Annotated in this window: 24 protein-coding genes; 12 read left to right on the top strand and 12 right to left on the bottom strand. The window is 73.2% G+C overall.

Features of this window, described 5'->3' with window-relative positions:
• Positions 1-383: 383 nt before the first annotated feature.
• The gene (locus tag ACIBBA_RS26155; protein WP_396700569.1) at positions 384-914 is read left to right on the top strand and encodes a hypothetical protein; all 531 of its coding nucleotides are present in this window, start codon (positions 384-386) and stop codon (positions 912-914) included.
• Positions 915-1,123: 209 nt separating this feature from the next.
• On the opposite strand, the gene ACIBBA_RS26150 is transcribed toward ACIBBA_RS26155, so the two are convergent.
• The 4 genes from ACIBBA_RS26150 to ACIBBA_RS26135 all read right to left on the bottom strand — a co-directional run bounded on the left by ACIBBA_RS26150 (position 1,124) and on the right by ACIBBA_RS26135 (position 4,424).
• On the bottom strand, positions 1,124-2,323 hold the full coding sequence (locus ACIBBA_RS26150) for a hypothetical protein (protein ID WP_396700568.1): 1,200 nt from the start codon (positions 2,321-2,323) through the stop codon (positions 1,124-1,126).
• A gap of 104 nt (positions 2,324-2,427) precedes the next feature.
• On the bottom strand, positions 2,428-2,682 hold the full coding sequence (locus ACIBBA_RS26145) for a hypothetical protein (protein ID WP_396700567.1): 255 nt from the start codon (positions 2,680-2,682) through the stop codon (positions 2,428-2,430).
• 53 nt (positions 2,683-2,735) lie between these two features.
• On the bottom strand, positions 2,736-3,770 hold the full coding sequence (locus ACIBBA_RS26140; protein WP_396700566.1) for a questin oxidase family protein: 1,035 nt from the start codon (positions 3,768-3,770) through the stop codon (positions 2,736-2,738).
• 63 nt (positions 3,771-3,833) lie between these two features.
• Positions 3,834-4,424 (bottom strand): HAD family hydrolase, encoded by a 591-nt coding sequence (locus tag ACIBBA_RS26135; RefSeq protein ID WP_396700565.1) that lies wholly within the window; start codon positions 4,422-4,424, stop codon positions 3,834-3,836.
• A gap of 96 nt (positions 4,425-4,520) precedes the next feature.
• On the opposite strand from ACIBBA_RS26135, the gene ACIBBA_RS26130 reads away from it, so the two are divergent.
• A complete protein-coding gene (locus ACIBBA_RS26130) occupies positions 4,521-4,940 on the top strand; it encodes a CBS domain-containing protein (protein WP_350868653.1) in 420 nt (139 codons plus the stop codon).
• Between the two features lie 129 nt (positions 4,941-5,069).
• Here ACIBBA_RS26130 and ACIBBA_RS26125 read toward each other — a convergent pair whose 3' ends face one another.
• Together ACIBBA_RS26125 and ACIBBA_RS26120 are read right to left on the bottom strand one after the other, a co-directional pair.
• On the bottom strand, positions 5,070-5,870 hold the full coding sequence (locus tag ACIBBA_RS26125) for an MBL fold metallo-hydrolase (RefSeq protein WP_396700564.1): 801 nt from the start codon (positions 5,868-5,870) through the stop codon (positions 5,070-5,072).
• 63 nt (positions 5,871-5,933) lie between these two features.
• Positions 5,934-10,397, bottom strand: a complete 4,464-nt coding sequence (locus ACIBBA_RS26120; protein WP_396700563.1) for an HAD-IC family P-type ATPase — start codon at positions 10,395-10,397, stop codon at positions 5,934-5,936.
• Between the two features lie 215 nt (positions 10,398-10,612).
• Here ACIBBA_RS26120 and ACIBBA_RS26115 point away from each other — a divergent pair, with 215 nt between their 5' ends.
• From ACIBBA_RS26115 to ACIBBA_RS26090, 6 genes are all read left to right on the top strand, one after another.
• The gene (locus tag ACIBBA_RS26115) at positions 10,613-10,873 is read left to right on the top strand and encodes a hypothetical protein (protein ID WP_396700562.1); all 261 of its coding nucleotides are present in this window, start codon (positions 10,613-10,615) and stop codon (positions 10,871-10,873) included.
• 103 nt (positions 10,874-10,976) lie between these two features.
• Positions 10,977-12,347 carry an MFS transporter gene (locus tag ACIBBA_RS26110; protein WP_396700560.1) on the top strand — a complete coding sequence of 457 codons (1,371 nt, stop codon included), beginning with the start codon at positions 10,977-10,979 and terminating at the stop codon, positions 12,345-12,347.
• Positions 12,348-12,479: 132 nt separating this feature from the next.
• Positions 12,480-13,130: a GAP family protein gene (locus ACIBBA_RS26105; RefSeq protein ID WP_396700559.1), complete on the top strand. Its 651-nt coding sequence runs from the start codon at positions 12,480-12,482 to the stop codon at positions 13,128-13,130.
• A gap of 116 nt (positions 13,131-13,246) precedes the next feature.
• A complete protein-coding gene (locus ACIBBA_RS26100; protein WP_396700558.1) occupies positions 13,247-14,032 on the top strand; it encodes an SDR family oxidoreductase in 786 nt (261 codons plus the stop codon).
• A 37-nt stretch (positions 14,033-14,069) separates the two neighbouring features.
• Positions 14,070-14,264: a hypothetical protein gene (locus ACIBBA_RS26095; RefSeq protein ID WP_396700557.1), complete on the top strand. Its 195-nt coding sequence runs from the start codon at positions 14,070-14,072 to the stop codon at positions 14,262-14,264.
• Positions 14,265-14,465: 201 nt separating this feature from the next.
• Entirely contained in the window at positions 14,466-15,014 is a 549-nt protein-coding gene (locus tag ACIBBA_RS26090) for a YbaK/EbsC family protein (protein WP_396700574.1), read from the top strand.
• 150 nt (positions 15,015-15,164) lie between these two features.
• On the opposite strand, the gene ACIBBA_RS26085 is transcribed toward ACIBBA_RS26090, so the two are convergent.
• From ACIBBA_RS26085 to ACIBBA_RS26070, 4 genes are all read right to left on the bottom strand, one after another.
• The gene (locus ACIBBA_RS26085; protein WP_396700556.1) at positions 15,165-15,800 is read right to left on the bottom strand and encodes a DsbA family protein; all 636 of its coding nucleotides are present in this window, start codon (positions 15,798-15,800) and stop codon (positions 15,165-15,167) included.
• A gap of 20 nt (positions 15,801-15,820) precedes the next feature.
• Positions 15,821-16,249 (bottom strand): SufE family protein, encoded by a 429-nt coding sequence (locus ACIBBA_RS26080; protein WP_350868639.1) that lies wholly within the window; start codon positions 16,247-16,249, stop codon positions 15,821-15,823.
• A 65-nt stretch (positions 16,250-16,314) separates the two neighbouring features.
• Entirely contained in the window at positions 16,315-16,740 is a 426-nt protein-coding gene (locus ACIBBA_RS26075; RefSeq protein WP_350868637.1) for a CBS domain-containing protein, read from the bottom strand.
• Between the two features lie 56 nt (positions 16,741-16,796).
• A complete protein-coding gene (locus ACIBBA_RS26070; protein WP_396700555.1) occupies positions 16,797-18,557 on the bottom strand; it encodes a proline--tRNA ligase in 1,761 nt (586 codons plus the stop codon).
• 155 nt (positions 18,558-18,712) lie between these two features.
• Here ACIBBA_RS26070 and ACIBBA_RS26065 point away from each other — a divergent pair, with 155 nt between their 5' ends.
• Both ACIBBA_RS26065 and ACIBBA_RS26060 read left to right on the top strand, forming a co-directional pair.
• A complete protein-coding gene (locus ACIBBA_RS26065) occupies positions 18,713-19,243 on the top strand; it encodes a SigE family RNA polymerase sigma factor (RefSeq protein ID WP_396700554.1) in 531 nt (176 codons plus the stop codon).
• A complete protein-coding gene (locus ACIBBA_RS26060) occupies positions 19,240-20,409 on the top strand; it encodes a hypothetical protein (RefSeq protein WP_396700553.1) in 1,170 nt (389 codons plus the stop codon). Before ACIBBA_RS26065 ends, ACIBBA_RS26060 begins: the two co-directional genes overlap by 4 nt.
• Positions 20,410-20,569: 160 nt before the next feature.
• Here the strand turns inward: ACIBBA_RS26060 and ACIBBA_RS26055 are convergent, their stop codons facing one another.
• Entirely contained in the window at positions 20,570-20,755 is a 186-nt protein-coding gene (locus tag ACIBBA_RS26055) for a DUF397 domain-containing protein (protein ID WP_396700552.1), read from the bottom strand.
• Positions 20,746-21,534: a helix-turn-helix domain-containing protein gene (locus ACIBBA_RS26050; protein ID WP_396700551.1), complete on the bottom strand. Its 789-nt coding sequence runs from the start codon at positions 21,532-21,534 to the stop codon at positions 20,746-20,748. Before ACIBBA_RS26050 ends, ACIBBA_RS26055 begins: the two co-directional genes overlap by 10 nt.
• A gap of 246 nt (positions 21,535-21,780) precedes the next feature.
• Between ACIBBA_RS26050 and ACIBBA_RS26045 the strand changes: the two genes are divergently transcribed.
• Both ACIBBA_RS26045 and ACIBBA_RS26040 read left to right on the top strand, forming a co-directional pair.
• Entirely contained in the window at positions 21,781-22,134 is a 354-nt protein-coding gene (locus ACIBBA_RS26045; protein WP_396700550.1) for a hypothetical protein, read from the top strand.
• 156 nt (positions 22,135-22,290) lie between these two features.
• Positions 22,291-23,442, top strand: a complete 1,152-nt coding sequence (locus ACIBBA_RS26040) for a hypothetical protein (protein WP_396700549.1) — start codon at positions 22,291-22,293, stop codon at positions 23,440-23,442.
• Positions 23,443-23,468: the final 26 nt, after the last annotated feature.

Here is a 23,468-nt window from a genome sequence, read left to right as displayed (position 1 = left end):
CGCAATCGACGACCAGACGGCCATCAAGGTGACCGACGGCACCGTCGAGGTCGTCTCCGAGGGGCACTGGAAGCTGTTCCCCTCGTAGCCGCGGCTTGAATTCGCGATGTCAGCACAGCCTCTGTCGGTGCGCGACATTCCTCGCCCCCTACTCCCCGAGAGGGAGCGGGATCCCCCGGACGGGTGTCGTACGGCAACCGGGACCCTGCGACGTTTTGCATGGCGACGGGGTGCGCTGAAGCCCGGTAGCCAGACGACCAGCTGGGACTGTGCGAAGGCGAGGGCGCGGTATGGCTCAGGCGACCGAGAAGGCAGCGGCGGGGGCATCGGCGCGGTGCGCGCGGCCGCCGCGATGGGCACGTTGGGCAGGCCAGGTGGCCTGGGTGGCTCCGGTGCTCGGCTTCATTCCGCTCCACATCCCATGGATCCTCGGCATTCCACTCTTCGCCAACCCTGACCCGTTCGACGAGTGGTATCACGGCCGAGGCCCCGGGGTCGGAGACCACCCGGTCGAGGGGTTCCTCGGTATGCCGGCCGGTGCGTTCTACCTCGGCATTCTCTGTATCCTCGCCGCCCTAGGCGGGACACTGGCCCTCGGGCTCATCAGCGACTGGGGCCTGACCTTCCCGCGCTGGATCCCGCTGCTGCGTGGCCGCCGGGTCCCACCATGGCTCCCGTTGACACCCACCGTTCTCGGGTCCGTGCTGATGATCGGCTATTCGCTGACGCTGCCCACGCAACTCTCCGAACAACTCGACACATCCAGCCCGCAGGACATCTTCACGACCACCGGGGTTCTCATCGGCCTACCGCTGCTCGTGGCCTGGGAGATCGCGTTACCGATGGCAGGGTGGTCCTACTACCGCCGTACCCGTCGCCGTTCGCTGAGGGTTCGGTGGGGGCAGGGCGGGTAGACGCGGTACGTCGTACCCGACCGCGATCCGAGCCGAGGTGATCACATGTGGTGTGCCCGCGGTGCCGGTCGTGCCGGATCGGGTCGTGCCGCCGGCGGTCTGGTCAGCCTGACCAACGGTCTGCTGGCCGGTGCCGCCGCCACGCTCGCTCGGGAGCTGGTCAGCTCCCTGGACATGGCGGTCCGGGCCCGCCCGTACAGCGACACCCATCAGCGGATGGTGCGACGGATCGCCGACGGGATGCACGTGAGCCTCGGGACGGAGGAGCGTGCGGCGAACCGTCTGGGTGGCCTCGGACCCGTACTCGGCTTCGCCAACGGGGTACTGACCGTCACGCTCGTCGCGCTCGTCACCAGGCGGTGGCGCCCACCGCTGCCGGTGAAGGCGGCACTGGTCGGCTGGAGCGGGGTTGCGGGCGGCGGTGACCCGGGCTCCCGGTCACCGAGCCGGCGGTGGAGCGGGCGGCGGAAGGAACTCTGCCCGCGCGCCGCGGCCATGATCGACCGTACGGCGATGCCGCCGATCAGCGCCGAGATCGCCGCCAGCACGAGGTACGTGTAGACGCGCTGACCCGGCGGTTCGCGGCTGGTGATCCAGTGCAGGGCGGTCGTCGCCACCGCCGCCCAGGGGAACGTGAGCGCCCAGAAGTTCGGCGCGAACTTCAGCCGCAGGTAGAGCGGGAGCAGCCGGATCTGCGCGAGGACCAGCAGCAGCCCGTATCCGGAGACCAGCGCCACCCAGATGTCGATCCGGCCGCCGTTGCGGGCGAGAATCGCGAGCACGGCCAGGGCGGAGGGGGCCACCTCGATCGCGAGGGTCGGTACGAGCGACGCCGGCAGCGGCGGCCGGATGAACAGACGGTTCAGGATCAGCGAGCCGAGCACGAGCCAGCAGACGAACCCGAGCCCGAGCATGACGTCCGCCAGGGTGCGCTGCCCGACGGCGGATGCGGCGGCCGAGGCGATGAACCCGCCGGCCACGGTGGGCAGGAAATAGCCGGGGTGGATCTGGTCGATGTCGATCCGGCCGTAGATCCACTGCCCGGTTATCCAGCCGCCGAAGACGAGTGTGAGCACCAGGAACACGTCGACGAGAACCCGCCCGACGCCCAGGTGGTAAGGAACGACGCCCTGCACGACGAGCAGCATCGGGGTGATGACGGCGAGCGAGACGAACGCACCGGCGACCGGATCCACCATGTCGCCGACGAGGGCCCTCGGCCTGGGCAGCACGTACGCCGCGTACGCCACCAGCACGGCGAGCCAGGCCAGCGCGGCGAGCGCGAGCAGGGCGTTGCCGATCCACGTCGGCACCTCGCCGCCGCGTCCGGCCGCGAGCCAGGTGATGCTCAGGCCGGCGAGGCCGAACGGGATGCTGAAGAAGTTCGCCGGAATCCGGACGGCGGCCACCTGACTCCTCCCCTGGCAGGATGGCCCCGCTCGGGCGATCCGGGTTCCATCATGCCCAGCGCCCGATCCACCGCGCGGTCGATTCAGTCAACCCGTCGACGGCCCTACTTCGTGCGCTCGGGGTGCATCTCGCCCCGGCTGACCGGGCGACCGGGGACGTTGATGCACAACTGTCCCGGCTCCGCACCGCAGACCGGGCAGGCGCGGTAGGACTCGACCGGCCCGGGATCGAGGCCCCGCGCCAGGGCGGCTCGGACGATCTCGTCGGCCGCGTGGTGCAGCTCGAGGTCGCGATATTTCACGGCAGCCCGGTGGATTCGCTGGAGCGCGCTCCGCGCCAGCTCCGATGGGTCGGTCATCCGACCGACCTTCCCGCTCTGCTCGCCGTGACACACACCTCCTGGGCGCGCCCTCAGTCGGCGGCGATCTGTCCGGTCGACTGGGCGGCGGTGGCGAGGATCCCGGGATCGCCACCGCGGTCGTACGTGTCGATCGCGGCATCGGCGAACTTGATCGCGTGGGGATCGCCGGACGCCGCCGCCTGCCGCATGACCTCCTCGGCGACCAGGGTGGGCCGAGCGGGCGGGGCGGGGCGCGCCTCGGCGGGTGCGTACGCGGCGGTGACCGCGGCCGCCGCGGCCCAGGCGGCGTCGAGGCTCGGCGCCCAGAGCCGGCTCGGCAGAGCGGGCAGGGTCCGCAGGACGGCGTTCGGGGCGGTGGCCGCGTGCACGAGCATCACCGGACTCGCGTACCCGTGGGTGCCGTGTCGGGCGACGGCGGCGTCCACCACGGCGGCGAGCCGGGCCGGCACGCCGTCCGCCACCTCGCCGGGCACCGCGCCGGACGCCGCCGGCCAGTCGGGCGAATCGGCCAGTTGGGCGAGGCGGGCACGGATGCCGAAACGCTGGTCCGGCACCCGGGGTACCGCGTCCAGGGCGGATCGCGGATCGGTCGCCGGATAGGGGCCGACGCCGGGCGGCGCGAGGGGTTGCCACCGAGCCGCCCAGTAGGCCAGCCCCTGGCCGAGCTCGTCGACGCGCGGGCCGCTCTCCTCGTCCAGCAGCGCGCGTACGGCGTGGCCGACCCGGATCACCCCGTGGGTGGCGCCCGCCGCGATGCCCGGCAGCAGGCGCGGCCACCACCGTACGAGCACCTCGCGCCAGGGCTCGTCAGCCAGTTCGCGCTCGAAGTAGCTGAGCCAGTCGCCGGTGCGCAGCGGGTCGCCGAGCGGGTCACGCCACTCGTCGGTGGGGATGGGCCGGATGCCCCTCGGTCGTTCGTCGAGCCGGTCCGCGTACGCGTCGAGCCACCGGTGGACAGCCCGCTCGTGACCGTGGCGGACCAGCGCCTCGACTGCCATCGGTGCGTGGTTGGACAACCAGCCGTTCCGCTCCGGGCCGCTGTGCCGCACCCGTTCGTACGCCTCGTCCAGGGTTGTGCCTGTCATGTGGACAAGCCTGCAAGGTGAAGCTCGGTTCAGGTCAACCGCGTAGGGGCGCGCGATTCCCGATCAGGCGCGGCGGGGCTGTGGCACCCGTACGGAGGCCATGCCCGCCGCCGTCGCGGCCCGGATGCCCAGGTCGGTGTCCTCGAAGACGAGGCACGCGGACGGCTCCACGTGGAGGAGCTGCGCGGCGAGCAGGAAGGCTTCCGGGTCGGGCTTGGCCTTCGCGTAGTCCTCGGCGCAGACCAGCACGTCGAACTTCTCCAGCAGGTCGAGCGTGCCGAGGGAGGCGGTGACGGATTCCCGGGTGCTGCCGGAGACCACGGCGATGGGGAGCCGCTGATGGGCGTCGTGGATGTGCCGCAGGACGTCGGGGACGGCGGTGAGCTGCGGCAGCAGCCGCAGGTAGTGGTCCTCCCTGCGGCGGGTGACGGCCTCGATCGGCATCGCCAGACCCTGCTGCTCGTTGAGCGTGACGATGATGTCGGCCACCGGCCTGCCACCCCAGGCGTAGAAGAGGTCCTCCGGGAAGACGCACTTCCACTCGTCGAGGGCCTGCTTCCAGGCCAGGTAGTGCAGCGGCATGGAGTCGGCGATGGTGCCGTCACAGTCGAAGAGGTAGGCCTGGAAGTCGCCAGAGGGCAGGGGCAGGGTCACCGCAGGAGCCTATAGCGCGTGCGATGCGGCATGACCGGTGCGCGCGAGGGTAGGAGGGACGGCAACAACCCCCCCCGTAAGTGAGGTGATACGCCAATGCCGACCGCACGCGAGATCATGACGAACGACGTGACCTGCATCAGTGAGCAGGACGACCTGAAGACGGCTGCCAAGCGGATGGCCGAGCTTGGGGTCGGCTCCCTGCCGATCTGCGGTTCCGACAACCGGCTCAAGGGCATGCTGACCGACCGGGACATCGTGGTGAAGGTGCTGGCCGAGGGCCGTGACCCGAGCAACGTGACCGCGGGCGAACTGGCCCAGGGTGAGGCGGTGACCATCGGCGCCGACGACGACGCGGCCGAGATCCTGCGGACCATGGGGCAGCACAAGGTACGCCGGCTGCCGGTCATCGACGGCCACCAGCTGGTCGGCATCGTGGCCGTTGCCGACGTGGCCCGCTCGCTGCCGGAGCGCCCGGTCGGAGACCTCATCGAGGCCATCTCCGAGCGCGGCTGACCTCCGCACCACCGACCGATCGCCGCCGCCCACCGGGGAGGCGGCGATCGCCGTCGTGCGCCATGCTCCGGCCCGACGCGGAGGGCGGGAGCTGCCGTACCGCCCACCTCGGACGGCGGCGTCCCGGCCTCAGCCGGCCGGGGTGAGCGGGACGGTCTCGCCCCGGGCGATGGTGCGTACCTGGCGGGCGAGGCCCCGCCGGCGGACCTCCTCCACGAAGTGCGCCAGCGGCGAGCGGAAGACCCGGTAGTCGTCGTAGTGGACGGGCACCGTCAGCTTCGGGCGGACCAGCTCGACCAGGTCGGCGCCCTGCTGAGCGTCCATGGTCAGCAGGATTCCGGCGACCTTCGTGCCGCCGAGGTGGATGAGCATCGCGTCGATGTCCGGGTACCGCTCGGGGATGGCGGCGAGCTGGGGCCGGTTCAGGGTGTCGCCGGTGACGTAGAGGCGGAACCGCCGGGTGCCGTCGCGGAACAGCTCGAGCATGGTCCCCATCACGTCCGGGAGCAGCTGATCCAGGAGGCCGGGGCCGTGCTGACCGGGCATCGAGGTCAACCGCAGTGTCTCGCCGTCGCGGTGCAGCTCGTGCGAGCGCCAGGTGGACAGCCCCAGCGCGCCGTGGAACCCCCACCGGGTCAGCTTCTGTTGCGCGGACGGCGTGGTGACGATCGGCAGCTGCCGGTCCAGCTGCCGGCGGGCCACCCGGTCGAAGTGGTCGCCGTGCAGGTGGGAGAGGACCACCGCGTCCAGCGCCGGCAGGTCGGCGATCCGCAGCGCCGGATCGGTACGCCGCCGCGACCACATTCCCTTGCCCAGGTAGGCCCGCTGCCCCCGATGCAGGAAGTTCGGGTCGGTGAGCAGGGTGAACCCGCCGATCCGCAGCACCGTGGTGGCGGTCCCGATGAAGGTCACTTCCGGCTGTTCAGCCACCGCACCCACCTCCACCGACAGCCGTTACCCGCGAACCGCTGCCGGCATGCGAAGCGGCGGCGGTCACCGCTGCGGAGCGTCGGACCCGTCGTCGTCGCCCTCCGGACGGTCGCCGTCCGGCTTGATCTGGGGTAGCCGCTCCACCAGCCGGCTGAGCGCGCCGTTGGCGAACGTGGCCCCGAACGCCGAGCCGGCCGCGATGCCCCAGCCCACCGGCCCGAGCGGGGTGCAGCCGAAGAACTGGCTGAGCCCCGGCGTCTGCACCACGGCGCCCAGCACTCCGAGCGACGCCGCCGTCGAGGCGAGCACCGCCGGGCTGGTGCCGCCGGCCAACACGGTCTGGCCGAGCTGCGTGCCGACCAGCGAAACCAGCGCCACCGTGCCGGCCCGCCGGGGAGTCCCGGTGTAGCGGGCCAGCGTCCAGCCGGCCGTCGCGCCGAGCGTGGTGGCGGCAGCTCGCAGCCCGATCTCCCGGGTGAGCGTCTCGCCGAGTGAGCTGTCCGGCCCCTCGCGGAGCAGGCCGTCGGTGCGGTCCGCCGCCGGTGGCCGAATCGCGATGGCGAGCGCCGGCGCCAGGTCGGTGAGCAGGTTGACCAGCAGGAGTTGCCGTCCGGTGAGCGCGGAGCGGCCGGTTGCCGCGGCCGTCAGCACGCTGAACGCGATCTCGCCGAGGTTGCCACCGACCAGGATGCTCAGCGCGTGCCGTACCGACGACCACATCGCCCGGCCCTCGACCAGGGTGGCGATGATCGTTTCCAGCCGGTCGTCGGTGACCACCAGGTCGGCGGCGGCCCGGGCCGCCGGGGTGCCCCGCTGGCCGAGCGCGATGCCCACGTCGGCCAGCCGGATCGCCGGCGCGTCGTTGGCGCCGTCGCCGGTCATCGCGACGGTACGCCCGCACTTCTGCAACGCCTGGATGATCCGCACCTTGTGCGCCGGGGTGCAGCGGGCCACCACGTCGGTGTTGGCCAGCCGCTCGGCGAGGGCGTCGTCGTCGAGTTGGTCGAGTTCGGTGGCCGTGACCACCCGCTGCTCGTCGTGCTCGGTGATGGTCGAGGCGATCGCCTCGGCGGTCGCCGGGTGGTCACCGGTGATCATGATGGTGTGCACGCCGGCCTGCCGGATCCGGCGTACGGCGGGGGCGGCGCTCTCCCGGACCCCGTCGGCGAGGGCCAGGAAACCGACGAAGCTCAGGTCGCGCACCTGGTCGTCGTTGACCGTACGCTCGTCCACCCGGCACTCGGCGACGGCCAGGATGCGATGCCCGGCACCGGCCCGCTCGGCGAGCAGCCGGTGCAGTTCGGCGCGGCCGGGGTCGTCCAGCGACTCCACCCGCCCGTCGACGCGCCGGGTCGCGCACCGGGGCAGCACCGACTCCGGCGCGCCCTTGACGCTGAGCAGCAGTCCGTCGTCGTACTCGCCGACGCTGGCGTGGTAGCCGCGGGACGGTTCGAAGGGCAGCCCGCCGACCGGACGCCAGCTGCCCGCGCCGGTCTGCTCGACCACGCCCGCGGACCCGGCGCCGCGCCGGACCGCCCGGTCGGTCTGCTGGGCCAGCTCCTCCGGGTCCGTCGCCGCGGGGGTGGCCCGCAGCGCCGCCCCGAGGGTGAGCCGAAGCCGGTCGTCGAGCCGGTCCACCGGTTCGTACCGGCTGCCGTCGCCGTCACCGACCCCGGCGAGGAGCAACTGCCCCTCGGTGAGGGTGCCGGTCTTGTCGAAGCAGAGCACGTCCACCCGGCCGAGCGCCTCGATGGTGCGCGGATTGCGGACCAGTGCGCCGTGCTCGGCGAGCCGGCGGGCGGCGGCCAGCTGCGCGGCGCTGACCAGGAACGGCAGCCCTTCCGGCACGGAGGCCACGGCCAGGTTCGCGGCGGTCGCGGCGGTCTCCGCCAGCGGTACGCCCCGCAGCAGGCCGGCCCCGGCCACCGCCACCGCCGAGCTGGCCGCCAGCGGGATCGCCGCGCTGGTCAGCCGGCCGAGCCGGGCCTCCACGCCACCGGTCGGGGGCGCCTGCCGGGCCAACGCGAGGCTGCGTCCGGTCTCGGTGTCCGCGCCGGTCGCCACCACCACGGCGGTGCCGTGCCCGGCGGCGATCGTGGTCCCCTCGTAGAGCATGGAGTGCCGGTCCGCGACGGCGGCGGCGACCACCGGCTGGTCGGTCTTGGCGACCGGCAGCGACTCGCCGGTCAGCGAGGATTCGTCCGCCTCCAGCCCCACCGACTCGATCACCCGGCAGTCGGCCGGCACCGCGTCGCCCGGCTCCAACGTGACCACGTCGCCGGGCACCAGGTCGTCGGCGGCCAGCACCCGCTCCGCGCCGTCGCGCCGGACCCGGGCGGTGACCGCCGAGCGGGACAGCAGCTCGGCCAGGGAGCGTTCGGTGTTGCGCTGGTGCACCGCGCCGATCAGCGCCGACCCGCCGACCACCCCGCCCACCAGGCCGGCGTCGACCAGCGAGCCGAACGACGCGGAGAGCACCGCGCCGGCGGCCAGCACCGGGGTGAGCGGGTTGGCCAGCTCGTCCACGAACGCCCGCAGCAGGCCACCCGAGGTCGGCGCGTCCACCCCGCCGCCGGTACCCCGCTGCTGCGCGTCCGCGGTGCTCAACCCGTCCGGGCCCGTGCCGAGCCGGTCGAAGACGGTCTCGACGGGCATCAGGTGCCAGGCGGTCGCCACCGGCGCCGGGGTGTCCGCCGGCTTGGGCAGCCGGCTGGCCCGCCACACGCCGTGCCCGAAGGCCAGCGCGGCCGCGCCGTTGACCGCCAGCAGGGCCCGGTTGGGCAGTTGGGTGGGCGCGGCCGTGAACGCGCCCAGCGCACCGAGGCCGGTTCCGGCCATCGCCAGCCGGATGTTCTGCTCCGTCATCCGGCGCGCCACACCGGCCGCCTCGATCAGCAGCGCCGTCACCCGCAGGTCCTCCCCGACCAGCAGGTGCGCGCCCCACGGCGGCAGATCGTCGGGGCCGTAGACACCGAGGCCGCAGTCCGACGCGCCGAGGGCCGCCCGGTCGCCGGAGACCAGCATCACCACCGCGCCGTCGCGTTGCAGCGACCGGACCGACTCGACCAACTGGTCGCCGCCGGGCAGGACCGTGTCGGCGAAGCCGTAGCGCTGCTCGTCGTCGCCCGCGACGACCAGCCGCAATCCGGCGTGGCGGGCCGCGGCGGGCAGACCGTCGACGCCCGGCGCCGGCTCCGGCTCCACCCGCAACAGGGCGGCGAGGGTGCCCCCCTGGGCGAGGCCGAGCAACTGGCTGCCGCCCGAGCGGAGCCGGGCGCTGTCGGGAGTGTCACCCGGGTCGTCGGCGTCGAGCCGGCCCAGCGGGCCGAGCCGCCAGCCGTCCGCCTCGTGCAGGCGCTCCGGGTCCGCCGGGTCGAACAGCGCGAACGCCCGCTCGGCCACCTGCCCGGTGTCCGCGCCGGGCAGCGGGGCCAGGTCGGCCAGCACCCCGCGATCCGAGCCGAGCACGGCGGCGTCCAGCACCACCGTGTCGATCCGGTCGAGTTCGCGCAGCACCCCCCGCTCCATGGCGATCACCCCGCGCCGGGCCAGGATCCGGCCCAGCTGTGCGCCGTACCCCTCACGGCCGCTGCCCGGCGCCTTGGGGAGGCTGGAGAGCCCGAGCGCGGCGGCCCGTTTCCGCCCGGCCACCGGGGCGGCGGCCGCGGCGGCGGCGGCGCCGGCGGCCAGCATCCGGATGCTGTAGCGCTCGACCGGGCCGTCCGGCTTCGCGCGGGGCCGGTCGACGACCGGCCAGCGGGCGACGGCGTGTTCCGGGTCGCCGGTCAGCCGGGGCTCGGCCTCCTCCCAGACGGCGAGCTGGGCGCGGTCCTCGCCCCATTGCACGATCCGCTGGGCGCTGTCGAGCACGATTCCGGCCCACCCACCGGTGAGCCCCTGCACCACCGCCTCGGCCAGCGGGAAGATGAGGTCGGCCCGGGGGTCGGCGCGCAGACCCCGCCCGGCCAGCGCGTGCAGCCGAGGATGCAGGTCCACCGCGCCGAGCAGGCCGGCGACCTCGCCGGGCACCGGGGCGAAGGGCAGGATCCGGGTGGCCGCGGAGATGGTCAGACCCAGCGCGTCGGACGCGAGCGCGCCGAGCGTTCGCGGGGTACGCGGGCCCTCCTCGGGCGGGTGCGGCGGCGGCACCTCCGGGTCGGGCTCGTACGGGCAGGTGCGCTCGGCGCGGGCGATCGTCGCGATCAGGTCGCGTAGCTTCGGCTCGGGTGGTCCGAGGGCGACGACCACCCGACCGGACGGCGCGTTCACCCGGGCCCAGGAGACGCCCGGCATCTGCTCCAGCGCCGACTCCACGTGGCGGGCCAGGGCGTCGCCGCCGTCCTGGCAGACGCCGTGCACCTCGATGTGGTGCCGACCGGGCCGGGACCAGACCCGACGGCGGGTCAGCCCGGCCATCCGGGCCAGCCGGGTCGCGGTCGAGCCGACGCCCCGCGACGCCTCCTCGACCAGCCGTGGTACGCCGACCGGCGGGAGCAGCCGACCGGCGAGGCCGCGCACGGACGTCATCGAGGCGTACGGCCGGACGGGCGCCGGCCTGGCTCCCCGATTCTGCTGTCCCTGCCGTGCGCCATCTCGCCTCCCACGCGTCGCGTCCGGCGGCCTGGCTTCCCGACGTAGCGTCCGTTATGCCCCCAGAGCAGGGGAAGTTTCCGCCGCCGACGGCGCATGGACCGGATCGGCGGTGGAAATCGACGGTCTCCGCCGTCAATGGGGAGGCCGACATGAGCACACTGACCCGACATCTCAACGGGGCCCGCGAAACCGTCCAGATCTACAGCCGGCGGGTGCGTATGCCGATGCTGGGCGAGGTGGCGGTGCCGCCCGCCGACAAGGTCGCCTACTACGCGGGGCTGGGCGTGCTCGCCGCGCTCCAGATCATCGAGTGGCCGATCGCGCTGGTGATCACCGCCGGGCACCTCCTCGCCGACCAGCACTTCTCGGGCTTGGCGAAGGGGATCGGCGAGGCGTTGCAGGCCGGCTGACGAGAGGCACGTCACCCCCCGGTTGACTTCAATCCGGGTTCAGGTCGCAGGCTTGGCGAATGCTGATCGACCTGCTCCGGGCCGAACCGTCGGGTGAGCGGCGGTGACCGCCACGGCCACGCCCGCGGTGGCGGCGCCCGGGCTCTTCGCCCCCCGCCTGCGCGCGATGACGGTGGGCAGTGTCGCCCTGATCTCGTTGCTCGCCTTCGAGGCGTTGGCGGTCGGTACGGCGATGCCGACCGTGGCCCGCAGCCTCGACGGGTTCGCCCTGTACGGGCTGGCCTTCGGTGGCTCGTTCGCCGCCGGCGTCCTGGCCATGGTGCTCTCCGGCATCTGGTGCGACGCCCGGGGGCCGCGCTCGCCGATGTGGCACGGGCTGGTCTGGTTCGTGGTCGGCCTGGTCGTCGCGGGCACCGCGCCGGTGATGGGGATGCTGGTCGTCGGACGGGTGGTGCAGGGCTTCGGCTCCGGGCTGCTCTCGGTGGCGCTGTACGTGATCGTCGCCCAGGCGTACCCGGAGGAGCTGCACCGGCGGATCTTCGCCGCCTTCGCCGCCGCGTGGGTCGTACCGTCGCTGGTCGGGCCGGCGGTGGCCGGCCTGATCGTGGAGCACCTGGGCTGGCGTTGGGTGTTCCTGGCGGTGCCGGCGGTGGCCGTGCCGGCCGGGCTGCTGATCCACCCGGGCCTGCGCTCGATCGCCGGGACCGCGGTGACCGGCGTGCCGGCGGGGGCGGCGGCGCGGATCGCCTGGGCCTGCGGGGCGGGTGCCAGCGCCGCACTGCTGCACATCGGGGGTCAGCAGCGCGGCGCGAGCGCCGTGGTGGTCACCGCGGTCGCGATCGTCGGTCTGCTGCTCTGCGCGCCGCGACTGCTGCCGGCCGGGTTCCTCCGCGCGGCCCGTGGGCTGCCCACCGTCATCGGGCTGCGTGGCCTGGCGTCGGCGGCCTTCGTCGGGGCGGAGGTGGTGATCCCGCTGATGCTCTCCCGGGAACGTGGCCTGTCGCCGACCGCGGCCGGGCTGGTCCTGACCGTCGGGGCGGTGGCCTGGTCGGCGGGTTCCTGGGTGCAGGGCCGCATCCCGGCGCCGGCCTCCCGGGCCACCCTGCCCCGCGTCGGGCTGGCGTGCATCACGGCCGGCATCGGCACGTTCGCGCTCGCCGTCGCGCCCGGGGTGCCGGTCGCCGTCGGTGTGGTCGGCTGGGCCGTCGCCGGGATGGGCATGGGACTGCTCTACCCCTCGCTGTCGGTGCTCACCCTGGAACTGTCCGCCCCGGGCGAGCAGGGCCGCAACAGTTCGTCGCTTCAACTGGGCGACTCGCTCTTCGCGGCAACCGTGCTGGCGCTGACCGGCGCGGTGCTCGCCGCAGGGACGGCACCCGGCCCGGGCAGCTACCTGACGACGCTCGCGGTGGCCGCCGGCCTCGCGCTGCTCGGCGCCACGCTGGCCGGCCGGGTCGTGCCCGCCGCCCGCTGACCCCGGCTGGAGGCCGCCGCGACTGCCCGGGTGCGGTGATCCGAGCCGCGCCGCGGGCCCGGCCTGCCCACGTCCGGTGATCCGGGCGAACCGGCGCTGGGCCGCCCGCCGGGCCGGGAGGATGGGCGGGCGATGAACTTCCTGACCATCCTGCCGCTGGCCCTGGTGATGGTCGCCGGGACGCAGCTGGTCACGGCGGTGCTGCTCGCCTCGGCCGACCGGCCACGCGCCGCCTCGCTCGGGTATCTGGGCGGAGCGGGTGCGGTGGTCACCGTCGGGGTGACGGTTAGCTGGGTGGTCACCAGGGTGCTGCGCGGCCCGACCGGGGACGCGGAGGCCGACGCGAGCCGGTTCGAGCGGACCGCGAGCCGGATCGACTGGGCGGTGCTGGCGCTGCTGGTCGTGCTGGCGGTGATCGTCTACCTGCGCCGGCACGAGACCGGGCCGCCTCGGTGGATGCGGCGGCTGCGGCACGCCGGTCCGCGTGACGCCGCGCGGTACGCGGTGGTGCTCATCGCCACCTCGCCGAGCGACGACCTCACCATGGCGGCGGTCGGCGCGAGCGCCGCCCGGCACAGTCTGGCGTGGTGGCACCTGCTGCCGTTCATCCTGCTGACTCTCGTGCTGCTCGCCCTGCCGCTGCTCGTCCTGCTGCTCGCCGGCGGCCGGGCCGGTAGGGCGTTGCCCCGGATCCGGGACTGGGCCGACGAGCACGCGTGGGTGGTCAGCGAGGTCGTGATCGCGTTCTTCGCGCTGGTGACGGTGCTGGATCTGCTGCGCTGAGCCGAGCGGGCGGCGATCCGCCGCACGACCCGGTCACCTCCGGTCGGGCGACGCCGTCAGGACGGCGGGCCGGGTGCCGGCGGGAAGTCGGAGTTGGGCTTGACGAGGAGGACGAGATGAAGGTGCTGGTGACCGGGGCGGGAGGTCGCCTCGGCCGAGAGGTGCTGCCGCGGCTGATCGAGGACGGCATCGCGGTACGGGCGACGAGCCGGCGACCGCGTACCGATCCGGTGGTGGAGTGGGTGGTGACCGACCTGGCGACCGGTGCGGGGCTGACCGAGGCGGTGGCCGGGGTCGACGCCGTCCTGCACCTGGCGTCGGCCTCGGACCAGGGGCGGCGTGCGTATCAGGTCGACGTGGTGGGCACCCGGCGGCTCGTGGTGGCCGCCGGGAAGGCCGGGGTGCGGCACCTGGTCTTCATCTCCATCGTCGGGGTGGACCGGGTGCCCTTCTCCTACTACCGGCACAAGCTCGCCGCCGAGCAGGTGGTCGCGGCCGGCCCGGTGCCGTGGTCGGTGCTGCGGGCCACCCAGTTCCCGGAGTTCCTCGAAGAACTGTTGACCACGATGAGCCGGCTGGGCCCCACGATCGCGGACCGCGCGGTCCTCGCCCAGCCGGTGGACCCGGGTGAGGTGGCGGCCCGGCTCGCGGCCCGGCTGGTCGCGGGGCCGCTGCGCGGGATCGAGGAGTACGGCGGGCCGGAGGTGCTCCGCGTCGACGAGGCGGCACGCGCCTGGCGGGCCGCCCGACGTTCGCGCCGGCCGCTGCTGCCGGTGCGGGTCCCGGGGAAGCTCGGTCGCGCGCTGCGGGCCGGTGGTCTGGTCACCGAGGCGCTGCCCCGGGGCACCCGGACCTGGGCGGACCACCTGGCGGACACGTACGGGGGAACCGACCGGAGATGAGAAGAATCCCCGTTCACGTTCGGCCTAGCGTGACGGCATGTTCGCTGTCGTCACCGCTGTCATCCTTTACTGCTTCGGCTTCGTCTTCCTCTACGGCGTGATCCGGCTCGCCGTCCGGCACGGCATGGAGGACCTGGAGGTTCGCCGCGCTCAGGCGCTGCGGGCCGAGGAACTGGCCACCAACCGGGACCGCACCTTCCTGAAGGAGAACGCCTTCCTCGCCGGCAGCTGAGCCGCGCTCGGGCGCCGCACGGCCGGGCTCCGAGCCGCACGGCCGGGCTCCGAGCCGCACGGCCGGGCTCCGAGCCGCACGGTGGGTCCGGGCCGCGCGGCCGGGTCCGGGCCGCACGGCCGGGCCCGAGCCGCACGGTCGGGGCGTTCCGGCGCTTCGGGTGGGCGGTGCGGGGTCGCGGGTGCGAGGATCGCACCCGTGATGGGGACGCTGAAGACCGAACCCGCCCGGACCCGCCTCGACCTGCTCGCTCCGCCGGTCGCCGCGGCGCTCGCGGATTGGCCCGCCGACGCGCCGGTGGACGTGGATGACGTGCTGGTCGCGCCGATCGACGCCGACCTCGCCGACACCGCCGCGTTCTGCGCGGCCTACGAGGTGGGGCTGGACGCCTCGGCCAACTGCGTGGTGGTGGCCGGCAAGCGCGAGGGCGTGGTCCGCTACGCGGCCTGCGTCATCCTCGCCACCACCCGCGCCGACGTGAACGGGGTGGCCCGCCGGGCGCTCGACGTGCGCAAGGCCAGCTTCGCGCCCATGGCCGACGCGGTCGAGTTGACCGGCATGGAGTACGGCGGGATCACCCCGATCGGCCTGCCGGCGCAGTGGCCGATCCTGGTCGACGCCCGGGTGATCGCCATGCCACACGTGATCATCGGTTCGGGGGTGCGGCACAGCAAGATCGCCCTGCCCGGGCCGGCGGTGGGTGCGCTTCCCGGGGCTCAGGTGATCGAGGATCTGGCCCGCCCGGCCTGATCGGCCGGACGATCACCCCGACCCGGCCACTCGTCGACATCGATACCGTTGCACGTGAAACATCACCGATGTCGATCTCCCGGCCGGGCCGGTGGCTGGTCAGCCCGGGTGGCCGGTCAGCCCGGGTGGCCGGTCAGCCCGGGTGGCCGGTCAGCCGGCCGCGGATTCCCGGCGCTCGACCTCGGCGAACGCGGCGAGCAGGGTCGCGGTGTCCTGGGCGCCCTGGATCGCGTACTTGCCGGCGAGCACGAAGGTCGGCACGCTGCTCACCCCCAGGTCGCGGGCGGCGGCCAGATCGGCGCCCACCTCCCGGGTGCCCTCGTCGGAGTCGAGGAACCGGCGCGCGTCGGCGCCGTCCAGACCGACCTGCTCGGCGAGCGTGGCCAGGGCCTCGTGCGAGCCCATGTCGATCCCGTCGACGAAGTGCGCCCGGTAGAGCGCGTCGATCATCTCGCCGGCCCGGCCGCGCTCGGTGGCGTAGCGGACCAGTCGGTGGGCGTCGAAGGTGTTCGCGGCGATCGCCCGGTCGTAGTCGAGCTTGAGCCCCGCTCCCGCGGCCACCTGGGTCACGCGGTCGATCATCTGCCGGGCGGTGTCCGGGCCGCCGAACTTGGCGGCGAGCGCGTCGACCACCGGAACCGGCTCGGCCACCGGCGACGGGTCGAGCTGGAACGGGCGGTAGCGGACGGTCATTTGGCCGTCGTACGACTCCACCGCCTCGTCGAGCCGGCGCTTGCCGATGTAGCACCACGGGCAGACCACGTCGGCGTAGATCTCGATCTCCATGATCGGTGGCAACTCCCCGCTCAGTTGACTTGTTCCCGGACCTGGCGCTTGAGCCGGGCCAGGATGGCGGTGCCGCCGCGTACCCGCAGCGGGCTGATCGCCTGGGCCAGCCCCATCCGCTGGTAGAGGTCGTCCGGGACGGCGAGCACCTCGTCCGCGCTCGCGCCGGCCAGCCCTTCGGCGAGGATGCCGGCGAACGCCCGGGTGGTCGGCGCCTCGGGCGGGCAGTCGAAGAGCGTCTCCACCGTCTTCTCGGGCGTCACGCGGGCGCGCAGGAAGAAGGACGTCTGGCACTCCGGCACCTGCTCCATGCCCTCCCGCTCGGCCGAGCCGGGCGGCAGCGGCGGGATGACGTCGGCGTACTCCAGCAGCATCTCGAGCACCACGTCCCGGGGGGCGGCGGCGAACTCGTCGACGATCTCGGCCAACCTGGCCGGCATGGCGGACATGCGTCGAGGCTACCGCTGCTGATCACGGGCCCCCACCGGTACCGGCGAGGGCCCCGACCGCCGACTCAGACAGTCGGCGACTGCTCGCTGATCTCGCTCAACGCGGACTGCGGGTCGAGCTGCATCGCCAGGTCGCCGAGGGAGACGATGCCGACCAGCTTGCGGTCGGTGTCGCAGACCAGCACCCGCCGGATGCCGCGCTCACGCATCAACGCCGCCGCCTCGCTGGCCGTGGAGTGCTGCTCGATCATCACCACCTCGCGGGTGATGATCGAGCCGAGCGTGGTGGTGGCCGGGTCGGCCCGCTCGGCCACCGCCCGGACCACGATGTCCCGGTCGGTGAGCACCCCGGCGAGGCTGGAGCCGTCGGTCACCACCACGTCACCGATGTCGGCTTCCTTCATCACCTTGGCCGCCTCGTCCAGGGTGGTCTCCGCGGACAGGTAGACCACCTGCCTGGTCATCACGTCGCTGACCCGGTAACCGGTCATGAGAGCCTCCGAATACGCATACGCCGATCCGACTGCGGTACCCCGTGACGCGGCGGCTACACCCGGTTTCCGGACACCTCACCGGTCAGCCGGTCCAGCAGCTCGTCCACCGGCAGTTCGGTCCGCTCGCCGGTGGCGCGGTCCCGCAGCTCGACGTACCCGTCGGCGAGCCGGCGGCCCACCACGACGGCGCGCGGGATGCCGATCAGCTCCGCGTCGGTGAACTTCACCCCGGCGGAGACGTGGGTGCGGTCGTCGACCAGCACCCGCAGGCCGGCCGCCGCGAGCCGGCCGCCGAGCTCGACCGCGGCGTCCAGCTGCGGCCCCTTGCCGGCGGCCACCAGGTGTACGTCACACGGCGCGATCGCCGCCGGCCAGACCAGCCCCCGGTCGTCGTGGTGCTGCTCGGCGACCGCGGCCACCGCCCGGGACACCCCGATGCCATAGCAGCCCATGGTCGGCCGCACCGGCTTGCCCTGCGGACCGAGCACGTCCACCGCGAACGCGTCGGTGAACCGGCGGCCGAGCTGGAAGATGTGCCCGATCTCGATGCCCCGCCGGATGGTCAACTCACCGTCGGCGCAGCCCGGGCAGGGGTCACCGGCCCGCACCTCGGCGGCCTCGATGGTGCCGTCCGGGGTGAAGTCCCGGCCGCTGACCACGTTGACCGCGTGCCGCCCCGGCTCGTTCGCCCCGGTCAGCCAGGCCGAGCCGGCGGCCACCCGGGGGTCGACCAGGTAACGGATGCCGAGCTTGCCGAGGACCTGCGGGCCGATGTAGCCACGGACCAGCTCGGGCTGCTCGTCCCAGCCCTCGAAGACGGCCACCGTGGCCGGGTGCAGCGCGGCGCCGAGCCGCTTCAGGTCCACCTCGCGGTCGCCCGGCACGCCGATCACCAGCAACTCGGCCTCGTCGCTGCCCGGTCGGCGTACGGTCAGCACCACGTTCTTCAGGGTGTCCGCGGCCGTCCAGTCTTCCCGCCCGCCGAGCCGGCGGGTGTTGGCCAGCTCGACCAGGCTGGCGATGGTGGGCGTGTCCGGGGTGTCGTGCGCCTCCGCCGCCGGATGCGCGAACGGGTCGCCGGCGACCGGTGCCCGGGTGGTGACCGCCTCGGTGTTCGCCGCGTAGTCACAGGCGGTGCAGCCGACGAAGGTGTCCTCGCCGACCGGCGTGGCGGCCAGGAACTCCTCGGACGCCGATCCGCCCATCGCCCCGGACATCGCGTGCACCACCGTGTACGTCAGGCCGAGCCGGTCGAAGACCTTCTGGTACGCGGCGCGGTGCCGGTCGTACGCCGCCTGCAATCCGGTCTCGTCCAGGTCGAACGAGTAGGCGTCCTTCATCAGGAACTCCCGCCCGCGCAGCAGCCCGGCCCGGGGCCGTGCCTCGTCCCGGAACTTCGTCTGCACCTGGAACAGCGTCACCGGGAAGTCCCGGTAGGAGGTGAAGAGGTCCTTCACCAGCAGCGCGGCCAGTTCCTCGTGGGTCGGGGCGAGCAGGTGCTCGGCGCCCTTGCGGTCGGCGAGGGTGAAGATGTCGTCGCCGTACTCCGTCCACCGTCCGCTGGTCCGGTAAGGCTCCGCCGGCAGCAGCGCCGGGAAGTGCACCTCCTGGTCGCCGATCGCGGTCATCTCCTGCCGGACCACCTCGGTGATCCGGTCCAGCACCAGCTTGCCCAGCGGCAGCCAGGTGTAGCCGCCCGCGGCGGCACGGCGGATGTAGCCGGCGCGCAGCAGCAGCCGGTGGCTCGGCACCTCCGCATCCGCCGGATCCTCGCGCAGGGTCCGGAGCAGCAGGGTCGACATGCGAAGCAGCATTGGCGCAGCTTACGAGCGGTGCGGCGGGGGCGGCGACCCTATTGCGCCGCTCGTCGCCGAGACTTTCGCCGGAAATCGGCTGCCCGGGCGGCAACCCGGCGATCCCGGGGTGGCGTCTGGAAAGTCATCAACGACTACCCCAAGGATCGGCTCGTGTGGACCCGCTGCTGAGTGAGTTCGACTCGTTCGTCCGTACCCGAACGCCGGCGCTGCTGCGTTCGGCCTACCTACTGACCGGTGACCAGCACCTGGCCGAGGATCTCGTCCAGTCGGCGCTGGCCCGGACCCACCGCTCCTGGAACCGGCTGCACCACAGCGGCAACGCGGAGGCGTACACCCGCAAGACCATGTATCACCTGCAAGTGTCCTGGTGGCGACGCCGTCGGGTACCCGAGTCGATGACGGGCGACCTGCCCGAACCACGCGGAGGCGACTCGGCCCCCGACCACGCCAGCCAGACCACGCTGCGGCTGACCCTGCGGGCGGCGCTTGCCAAGCTCTCGCCGAAGCAGCGCGCCGTGTTGGTGATGCGGTTCTTCGAGGACCGCACCGAGACCGAGGCCGCCGAGATGCTCGGCGTCACCGTCGGCACCGTGAAGAGCCAGACCTCGGAGGCCCTGGCCAAGTTGCGCACCGTCGCACCCGAGCTTGCCGAGCTGTACGTCCTGGAAGGGAGTGCCCGATGAACGACCAGCGTCTCCGGCTCGACCTGGCCGACCTGGCCGACGAGGTCACCCCGGTCGACCTGCGGGACCGCGCGCTGCGGACGTCCCGCCGGATCGGCATCCAGCGCGCCGTCGCCACCTCCGCCGCCGCGTTGGTGCTGCTCGGCGCGGCCACCGGCACCGCCTTCGCGATCATGCCGAATCGAGGGGCTGACCCGCTTCCGGCGACCACCCCGTCGATCACCGCCAGCCCGTCGCCGTCGGCGTCGCCGAGCCCGTCGGTCAGCACCAGCCCGTCGGTGGCGCCTCCGGCCAGCTCGACCAGCAGCGAGCCGGCCACCGACGCCACCTTCGGCCGGCTCTTCTACGGCCCGTTCAGCCTGGGCGGGGGCGACACCGCCCACCTCTACTCGTGGACGCCCGGCGGTACCCCTGCCCGGCGACTCCAGTTGCCGGCCGGGCCCGCGCGGCTCAACGCCCTGGTCTCGCCGGACGGCCGCAAGGTCGCCTGGGTCGAGGACAACGGTTCACTCTGGACCGCCGCTCTCGACGGCTCCGGCAAGCGCAAGCTCCACGACCTGGTCGACAACATGTGCTGGTCACCCACCTGGTCGCCGGATTCGCGGCAGCTGACGGTGCGGTTGGGCGCCGAGGACGGCGGCTACGACCGGGCCGGCCTGCTGAACGTGTCGTCGGGTGCGTTCACCGAGGTCAAGGGGTTCCAGGGCTGCCATCCGCTGTGGGCGGCCGACGGCACGGTGGCCTTCGCGGACGGAGGCGACGGCACCGTCGTCGTGACCGACCGGACGGGCACCGGGCGGCGGACGATTCCCGGCCTCGACGTCAAGGGCAGCCGCTACCACTGCAACGACGTCACCAGCCTCTCTCCGGACGGCCGGCGGATCGCGCTGTTCCGGATCGACCGCAACGGCGAGAGCGGGGACGCCGCCCGCGACCTGCTGGTGAACGCCGTGCTCGACACCCGGACCGGGAAGCAGGTCACCCTGCCGCTCGGCGGTCGTGAACTGCGGCAGGTCTACTTCCAGGCGGACGGTTCGATGGTCGTCCGGGTGCGCAGCGGCGACCGCTACACCCTCCTCCTCGTCGACGAGGACGGGAAGAAGGTCGCCGAGAAGGCCGAGCCGTCGACCCTCAAGAACATGCAGATCATCGGTACGGCCGACTAGCCGGTCGGATCAACCCGGATCGCCGTAGGTCGGGTGCCCACGTCGGGCCCCGACCCGCGGCGATCCGGCCGTTCGCGGGTTGATCGACTCGATGTCGGCGACATCGGGGTATCCGAACGCGGGCGATACCGCCAGATCGCCGAAACGGAGTCGATCTCGTTCAGCGCCGCCGGGCGAACTCCACGAACGACCGCCACGCCCAGGGGTCGAAGGTCAGCACGGGCCCACCCCGGTCCTTGCTGTCCCGAACCCCGACAACCCCGGTCAGATTGTCGGCCACCTCGACACATTCGCCCTGGGTGCCGCTGCGGGTGGACTTCCGCCAGGTAGCGCCAGTCAGCTCCATGACGTCATCACTTCCTTCATCAGCTCGACCGACTGCCGTCGAGGAAGCGCCTCACTACGCACGCTCTCCCACCTCGACAGCAGGATAGCCAGATCCTCATCTTTATCGACCACGACGCCACCGAGCTGGGTCTCCAGATGACCGACCCATCCGCCGTCGCTGCCTCGGCCAAGTACGAAGGGGCCGACCAGGCCGACATGCACGCTGATTTCGATGGGGATGAGGTGGACGCTGATGTGCGGACGTTCCGCGCATCCGATCAAGTGATCGAGTTGTTGGATCATCAGCCCGCGGAAGGCCTCGTCGGCACGACGGAGAACCGATTCCTCGATCACCGCGACGAACTTGGGAGGGTCGGGCTGGACGAAGATGGACTGCCGATCCATTCGGACTGCCAGTCGGCGCTCCACCTCGTCATCACTGATCGTGTCGTCGCAGCGAATCAACGCTCGCGCATAGTTCTCGGTCTGAAGCAGGCCGGGCACCAAGCTCGGCTGGTAGCAGCGCAGCTGCTGGGCCTGTCGTTCTGCTTCGAGCCAGGGGCGGAACCAGCTTGGCTGGCCGTCGCGTTCCGCCAGCTTGAGCAGGGAGGTCAGCAGGCCGCCCGTGCCGAGCACCTCGTCGGCGCGCTTGAGGAAGAACCGGTCGAGCGGCCGTTGGCCCAGCTCGACGGCGGACACCTGGGAGCCCGAGAAGTGGACCAGTTTCCCGAACTCCTCCTGGCTCAGGTCGGCGTTCAGTCGCAGCCGCCGTAGTTGCGCCCGGACCAGCTCGGCCATCGGCTCACCTTCCACATCTCCTCCACGACTTCACCGGATCTCCCGGGCGGATCCCGCCCGGTGGACCGCTCGCCCCGCCACCACCACGACCCCCGTCGATCACTTCCGACAGTAGTCACCTGGCTAGCAGAGTGTCACGCAGCGAATCCGCCCCGATCCAGCCCGGACGGGGTTGGTTCGCTCCGGGGCCGTCCCGGTTCCCCCGTACCGGGGCGGCCCCCTCCGTAACCCGCTGAGGAGGTCGATGTGGCCGGACCGCCGCGCCAGCTTCCGGTGCCCCGTCTCGGGCCGTACGCCGATCGGCCCCGGGCGTATCCGCCGGACCACCCGCCGCACCTGCCGATCCGACCGCTCTGGCTGTGCCGCGCGTGCGGTCTGCCGTGGCCCTGCGCGCAGGCCCGGCTGCTGCTCAAGGTCGAGTACGACGGCCGCTACCTCGACCTGGCCGTCTACCTCTCCGGGCTCTATCACGAGGCGAGTCACGACCTGTTCCGGCTGAACCCGGACGACGGCCCGACGCCCCGCGATCTCTTCGACCGCTTCGTCGCCTGGGGGCCGTACCGGCGGCCGATGGTCGAACCACCACGCGGCGACCGCTGAATCGAGTAATCCCAGACGTCTGCGAGCGCCCGGATGGTTGCCGTCCCAGGCCGGAAAAGATTGTCGGAAAACAGCGTTGAACAGCGGCAACTGAGATCCACAGGGGACGCGTCTTGGGGGGCGTCGGAACGAGATCCGCTCCCGGAGGCCACCCCCATGGACAGCATCCTCACCCCCCGTACCGTCTTCACCTCGGCGCTGCGGCGGGCGCTGCGGCCCCGCGCGCTGATGGGCGCCGCGGCGCTGGTGCTGCTGCCTCTCGCGGCGGCCGGCTGCGCCACGCCGGCCACCACGGTCGGCGCCGCCGCGCGGCCGGCCGGCACTCCCGCCAGCACCGAGCCGGTCGCCGTGGCCCGGGTCGCCGACGACGGCGGGACCGGCGGGTCCGCGCCGCGGTCCGGCGACGTCCGGCGGAGCGCCCCGGCCGGCACCGGCAGCAACCTGAGCTGGCCGCAGCTCACCTGGTACTCCGAGCGGGAGTACGGCGGGACGAGCGACGCGCCGGCCCGAGTCTGGCGCAGCACCCCGGCGGGCCGTTGGGAGCTCGTCCGGGAGGGTCGCCCCGCCGACCCGAAGGCCGAGGGCAAGGTGGTCGCATCCCCGGACGGCCGGCGGATGGCCTGGCGCTCGGCGAACCCGAACCAGCTGATGATCAGCGCCTTCGAGGGCGGTCCGGTCACGACGGTGCCGGCGCCGGGCGACCGGGGCTGCGAACCGCGCTGGCTGGACAACCTCACCGTGACCTACACCGAGGGCGCGCTGGGCGACTGGACGGTGGTCGGCGTCCGCCCGGACGGCAAGGGGCGTCGGGTGCTCGCCACCCAGGAGTCGAAGTGCCCGTTCGTCGGGGACGGCGTGGTGGCCTTCGTCCAGGAACGCGCCCTGCGCATCGCCGAGGGCGGTGGCAGCTCCTTCCACTTCGTGAAGCCCCGCATCCCCGCCGATCTCAGGATCCACAGCGTGGCCGGCTTCTCCCCGGACGGCCGGGACGTCGTCATCAGCACTCACGTGCCGAACGCGGGCGAGTGTGGCTGCACCTGGCGGATCCGCAACTTCCGAGTGCAGGTCGGCACGGGCGTCGCCACCGAGTTGACGCCGCTCGACCCGGCGTGGCGCGGGGAGACCGGTCGCGGCCAGGCCGAGCAGGTTCACTTCCTCCCGGGCGGCACCATGATCGCCCAGATCAACACCGCCACCCTCGGTGACGACGCGCCCGCCTACCGGCTGGTCCGCTACGCCGCGGACGGTCGGGTGCTGGGCAGCCTTCCGGTGCCGGCCGGTACCCCGTGGGGTCAGCTGCTCGGCTGACGCGGGAGCTGCGCGGGCGAACGGGC

Origin of the sequence: Micromonospora sp. NPDC051006, from assembly GCF_044456245.1 — a bacterium.
In the GTDB taxonomy this organism is placed as follows: domain Bacteria; phylum Actinomycetota; class Actinomycetes; order Mycobacteriales; family Micromonosporaceae; genus Micromonospora.
The sequence above is the reverse complement of the archived record's forward strand: the minus strand, read 5'-3'. Positions and strand labels throughout refer to the sequence as shown.

Excerpts from the sequence above, each read along its gene's own strand:
- ACIBBA_RS26130 (WP_350868653.1), top strand. The coding sequence starts at position 4,521 with ATGCCGACCGCACGCGAGATCATGACGAACGACGTGACCTGCATCAGT.
- ACIBBA_RS26040 (WP_396700549.1), top strand. The coding sequence starts at position 22,291 with ATGGACAGCATCCTCACCCCCCGTACCGTCTTCACCTCGGCGCTGCGG.
- ACIBBA_RS26120 (WP_396700563.1), bottom strand. The coding sequence starts at position 10,397 with ATGACGTCCGTGCGCGGCCTCGCCGGTCGGCTGCTCCCGCCGGTCGGC.
- ACIBBA_RS26055 (WP_396700552.1), bottom strand. The coding sequence starts at position 20,755 with ATGGAGCTGACTGGCGCTACCTGGCGGAAGTCCACCCGCAGCGGCACC.
- ACIBBA_RS26090 (WP_396700574.1), top strand. The coding sequence starts at position 14,466 with ATGGGGACGCTGAAGACCGAACCCGCCCGGACCCGCCTCGACCTGCTC.
- ACIBBA_RS26145 (WP_396700567.1), bottom strand. The coding sequence starts at position 2,682 with ATGACCGACCCATCGGAGCTGGCGCGGAGCGCGCTCCAGCGAATCCAC.
- ACIBBA_RS26085 (WP_396700556.1), bottom strand. The coding sequence starts at position 15,800 with ATGGAGATCGAGATCTACGCCGACGTGGTCTGCCCGTGGTGCTACATC.
- ACIBBA_RS26105 (WP_396700559.1), top strand. The coding sequence starts at position 12,480 with ATGAACTTCCTGACCATCCTGCCGCTGGCCCTGGTGATGGTCGCCGGG.
- ACIBBA_RS26070 (WP_396700555.1), bottom strand. The coding sequence starts at position 18,557 with ATGCTGCTTCGCATGTCGACCCTGCTGCTCCGGACCCTGCGCGAGGAT.
- ACIBBA_RS26075 (WP_350868637.1), bottom strand. The coding sequence starts at position 16,740 with ATGACCGGTTACCGGGTCAGCGACGTGATGACCAGGCAGGTGGTCTAC.
- ACIBBA_RS26100 (WP_396700558.1), top strand. The coding sequence starts at position 13,247 with ATGAAGGTGCTGGTGACCGGGGCGGGAGGTCGCCTCGGCCGAGAGGTG.
- ACIBBA_RS26060 (WP_396700553.1), top strand. The coding sequence starts at position 19,240 with ATGAACGACCAGCGTCTCCGGCTCGACCTGGCCGACCTGGCCGACGAG.
- ACIBBA_RS26140 (WP_396700566.1), bottom strand. The coding sequence starts at position 3,770 with ATGACAGGCACAACCCTGGACGAGGCGTACGAACGGGTGCGGCACAGC.
- ACIBBA_RS26050 (WP_396700551.1), bottom strand. The coding sequence starts at position 21,534 with ATGGCCGAGCTGGTCCGGGCGCAACTACGGCGGCTGCGACTGAACGCC.
- ACIBBA_RS26095 (WP_396700557.1), top strand. The coding sequence starts at position 14,070 with ATGTTCGCTGTCGTCACCGCTGTCATCCTTTACTGCTTCGGCTTCGTC.
- ACIBBA_RS26115 (WP_396700562.1), top strand. The coding sequence starts at position 10,613 with ATGAGCACACTGACCCGACATCTCAACGGGGCCCGCGAAACCGTCCAG.
- ACIBBA_RS26080 (WP_350868639.1), bottom strand. The coding sequence starts at position 16,249 with ATGTCCGCCATGCCGGCCAGGTTGGCCGAGATCGTCGACGAGTTCGCC.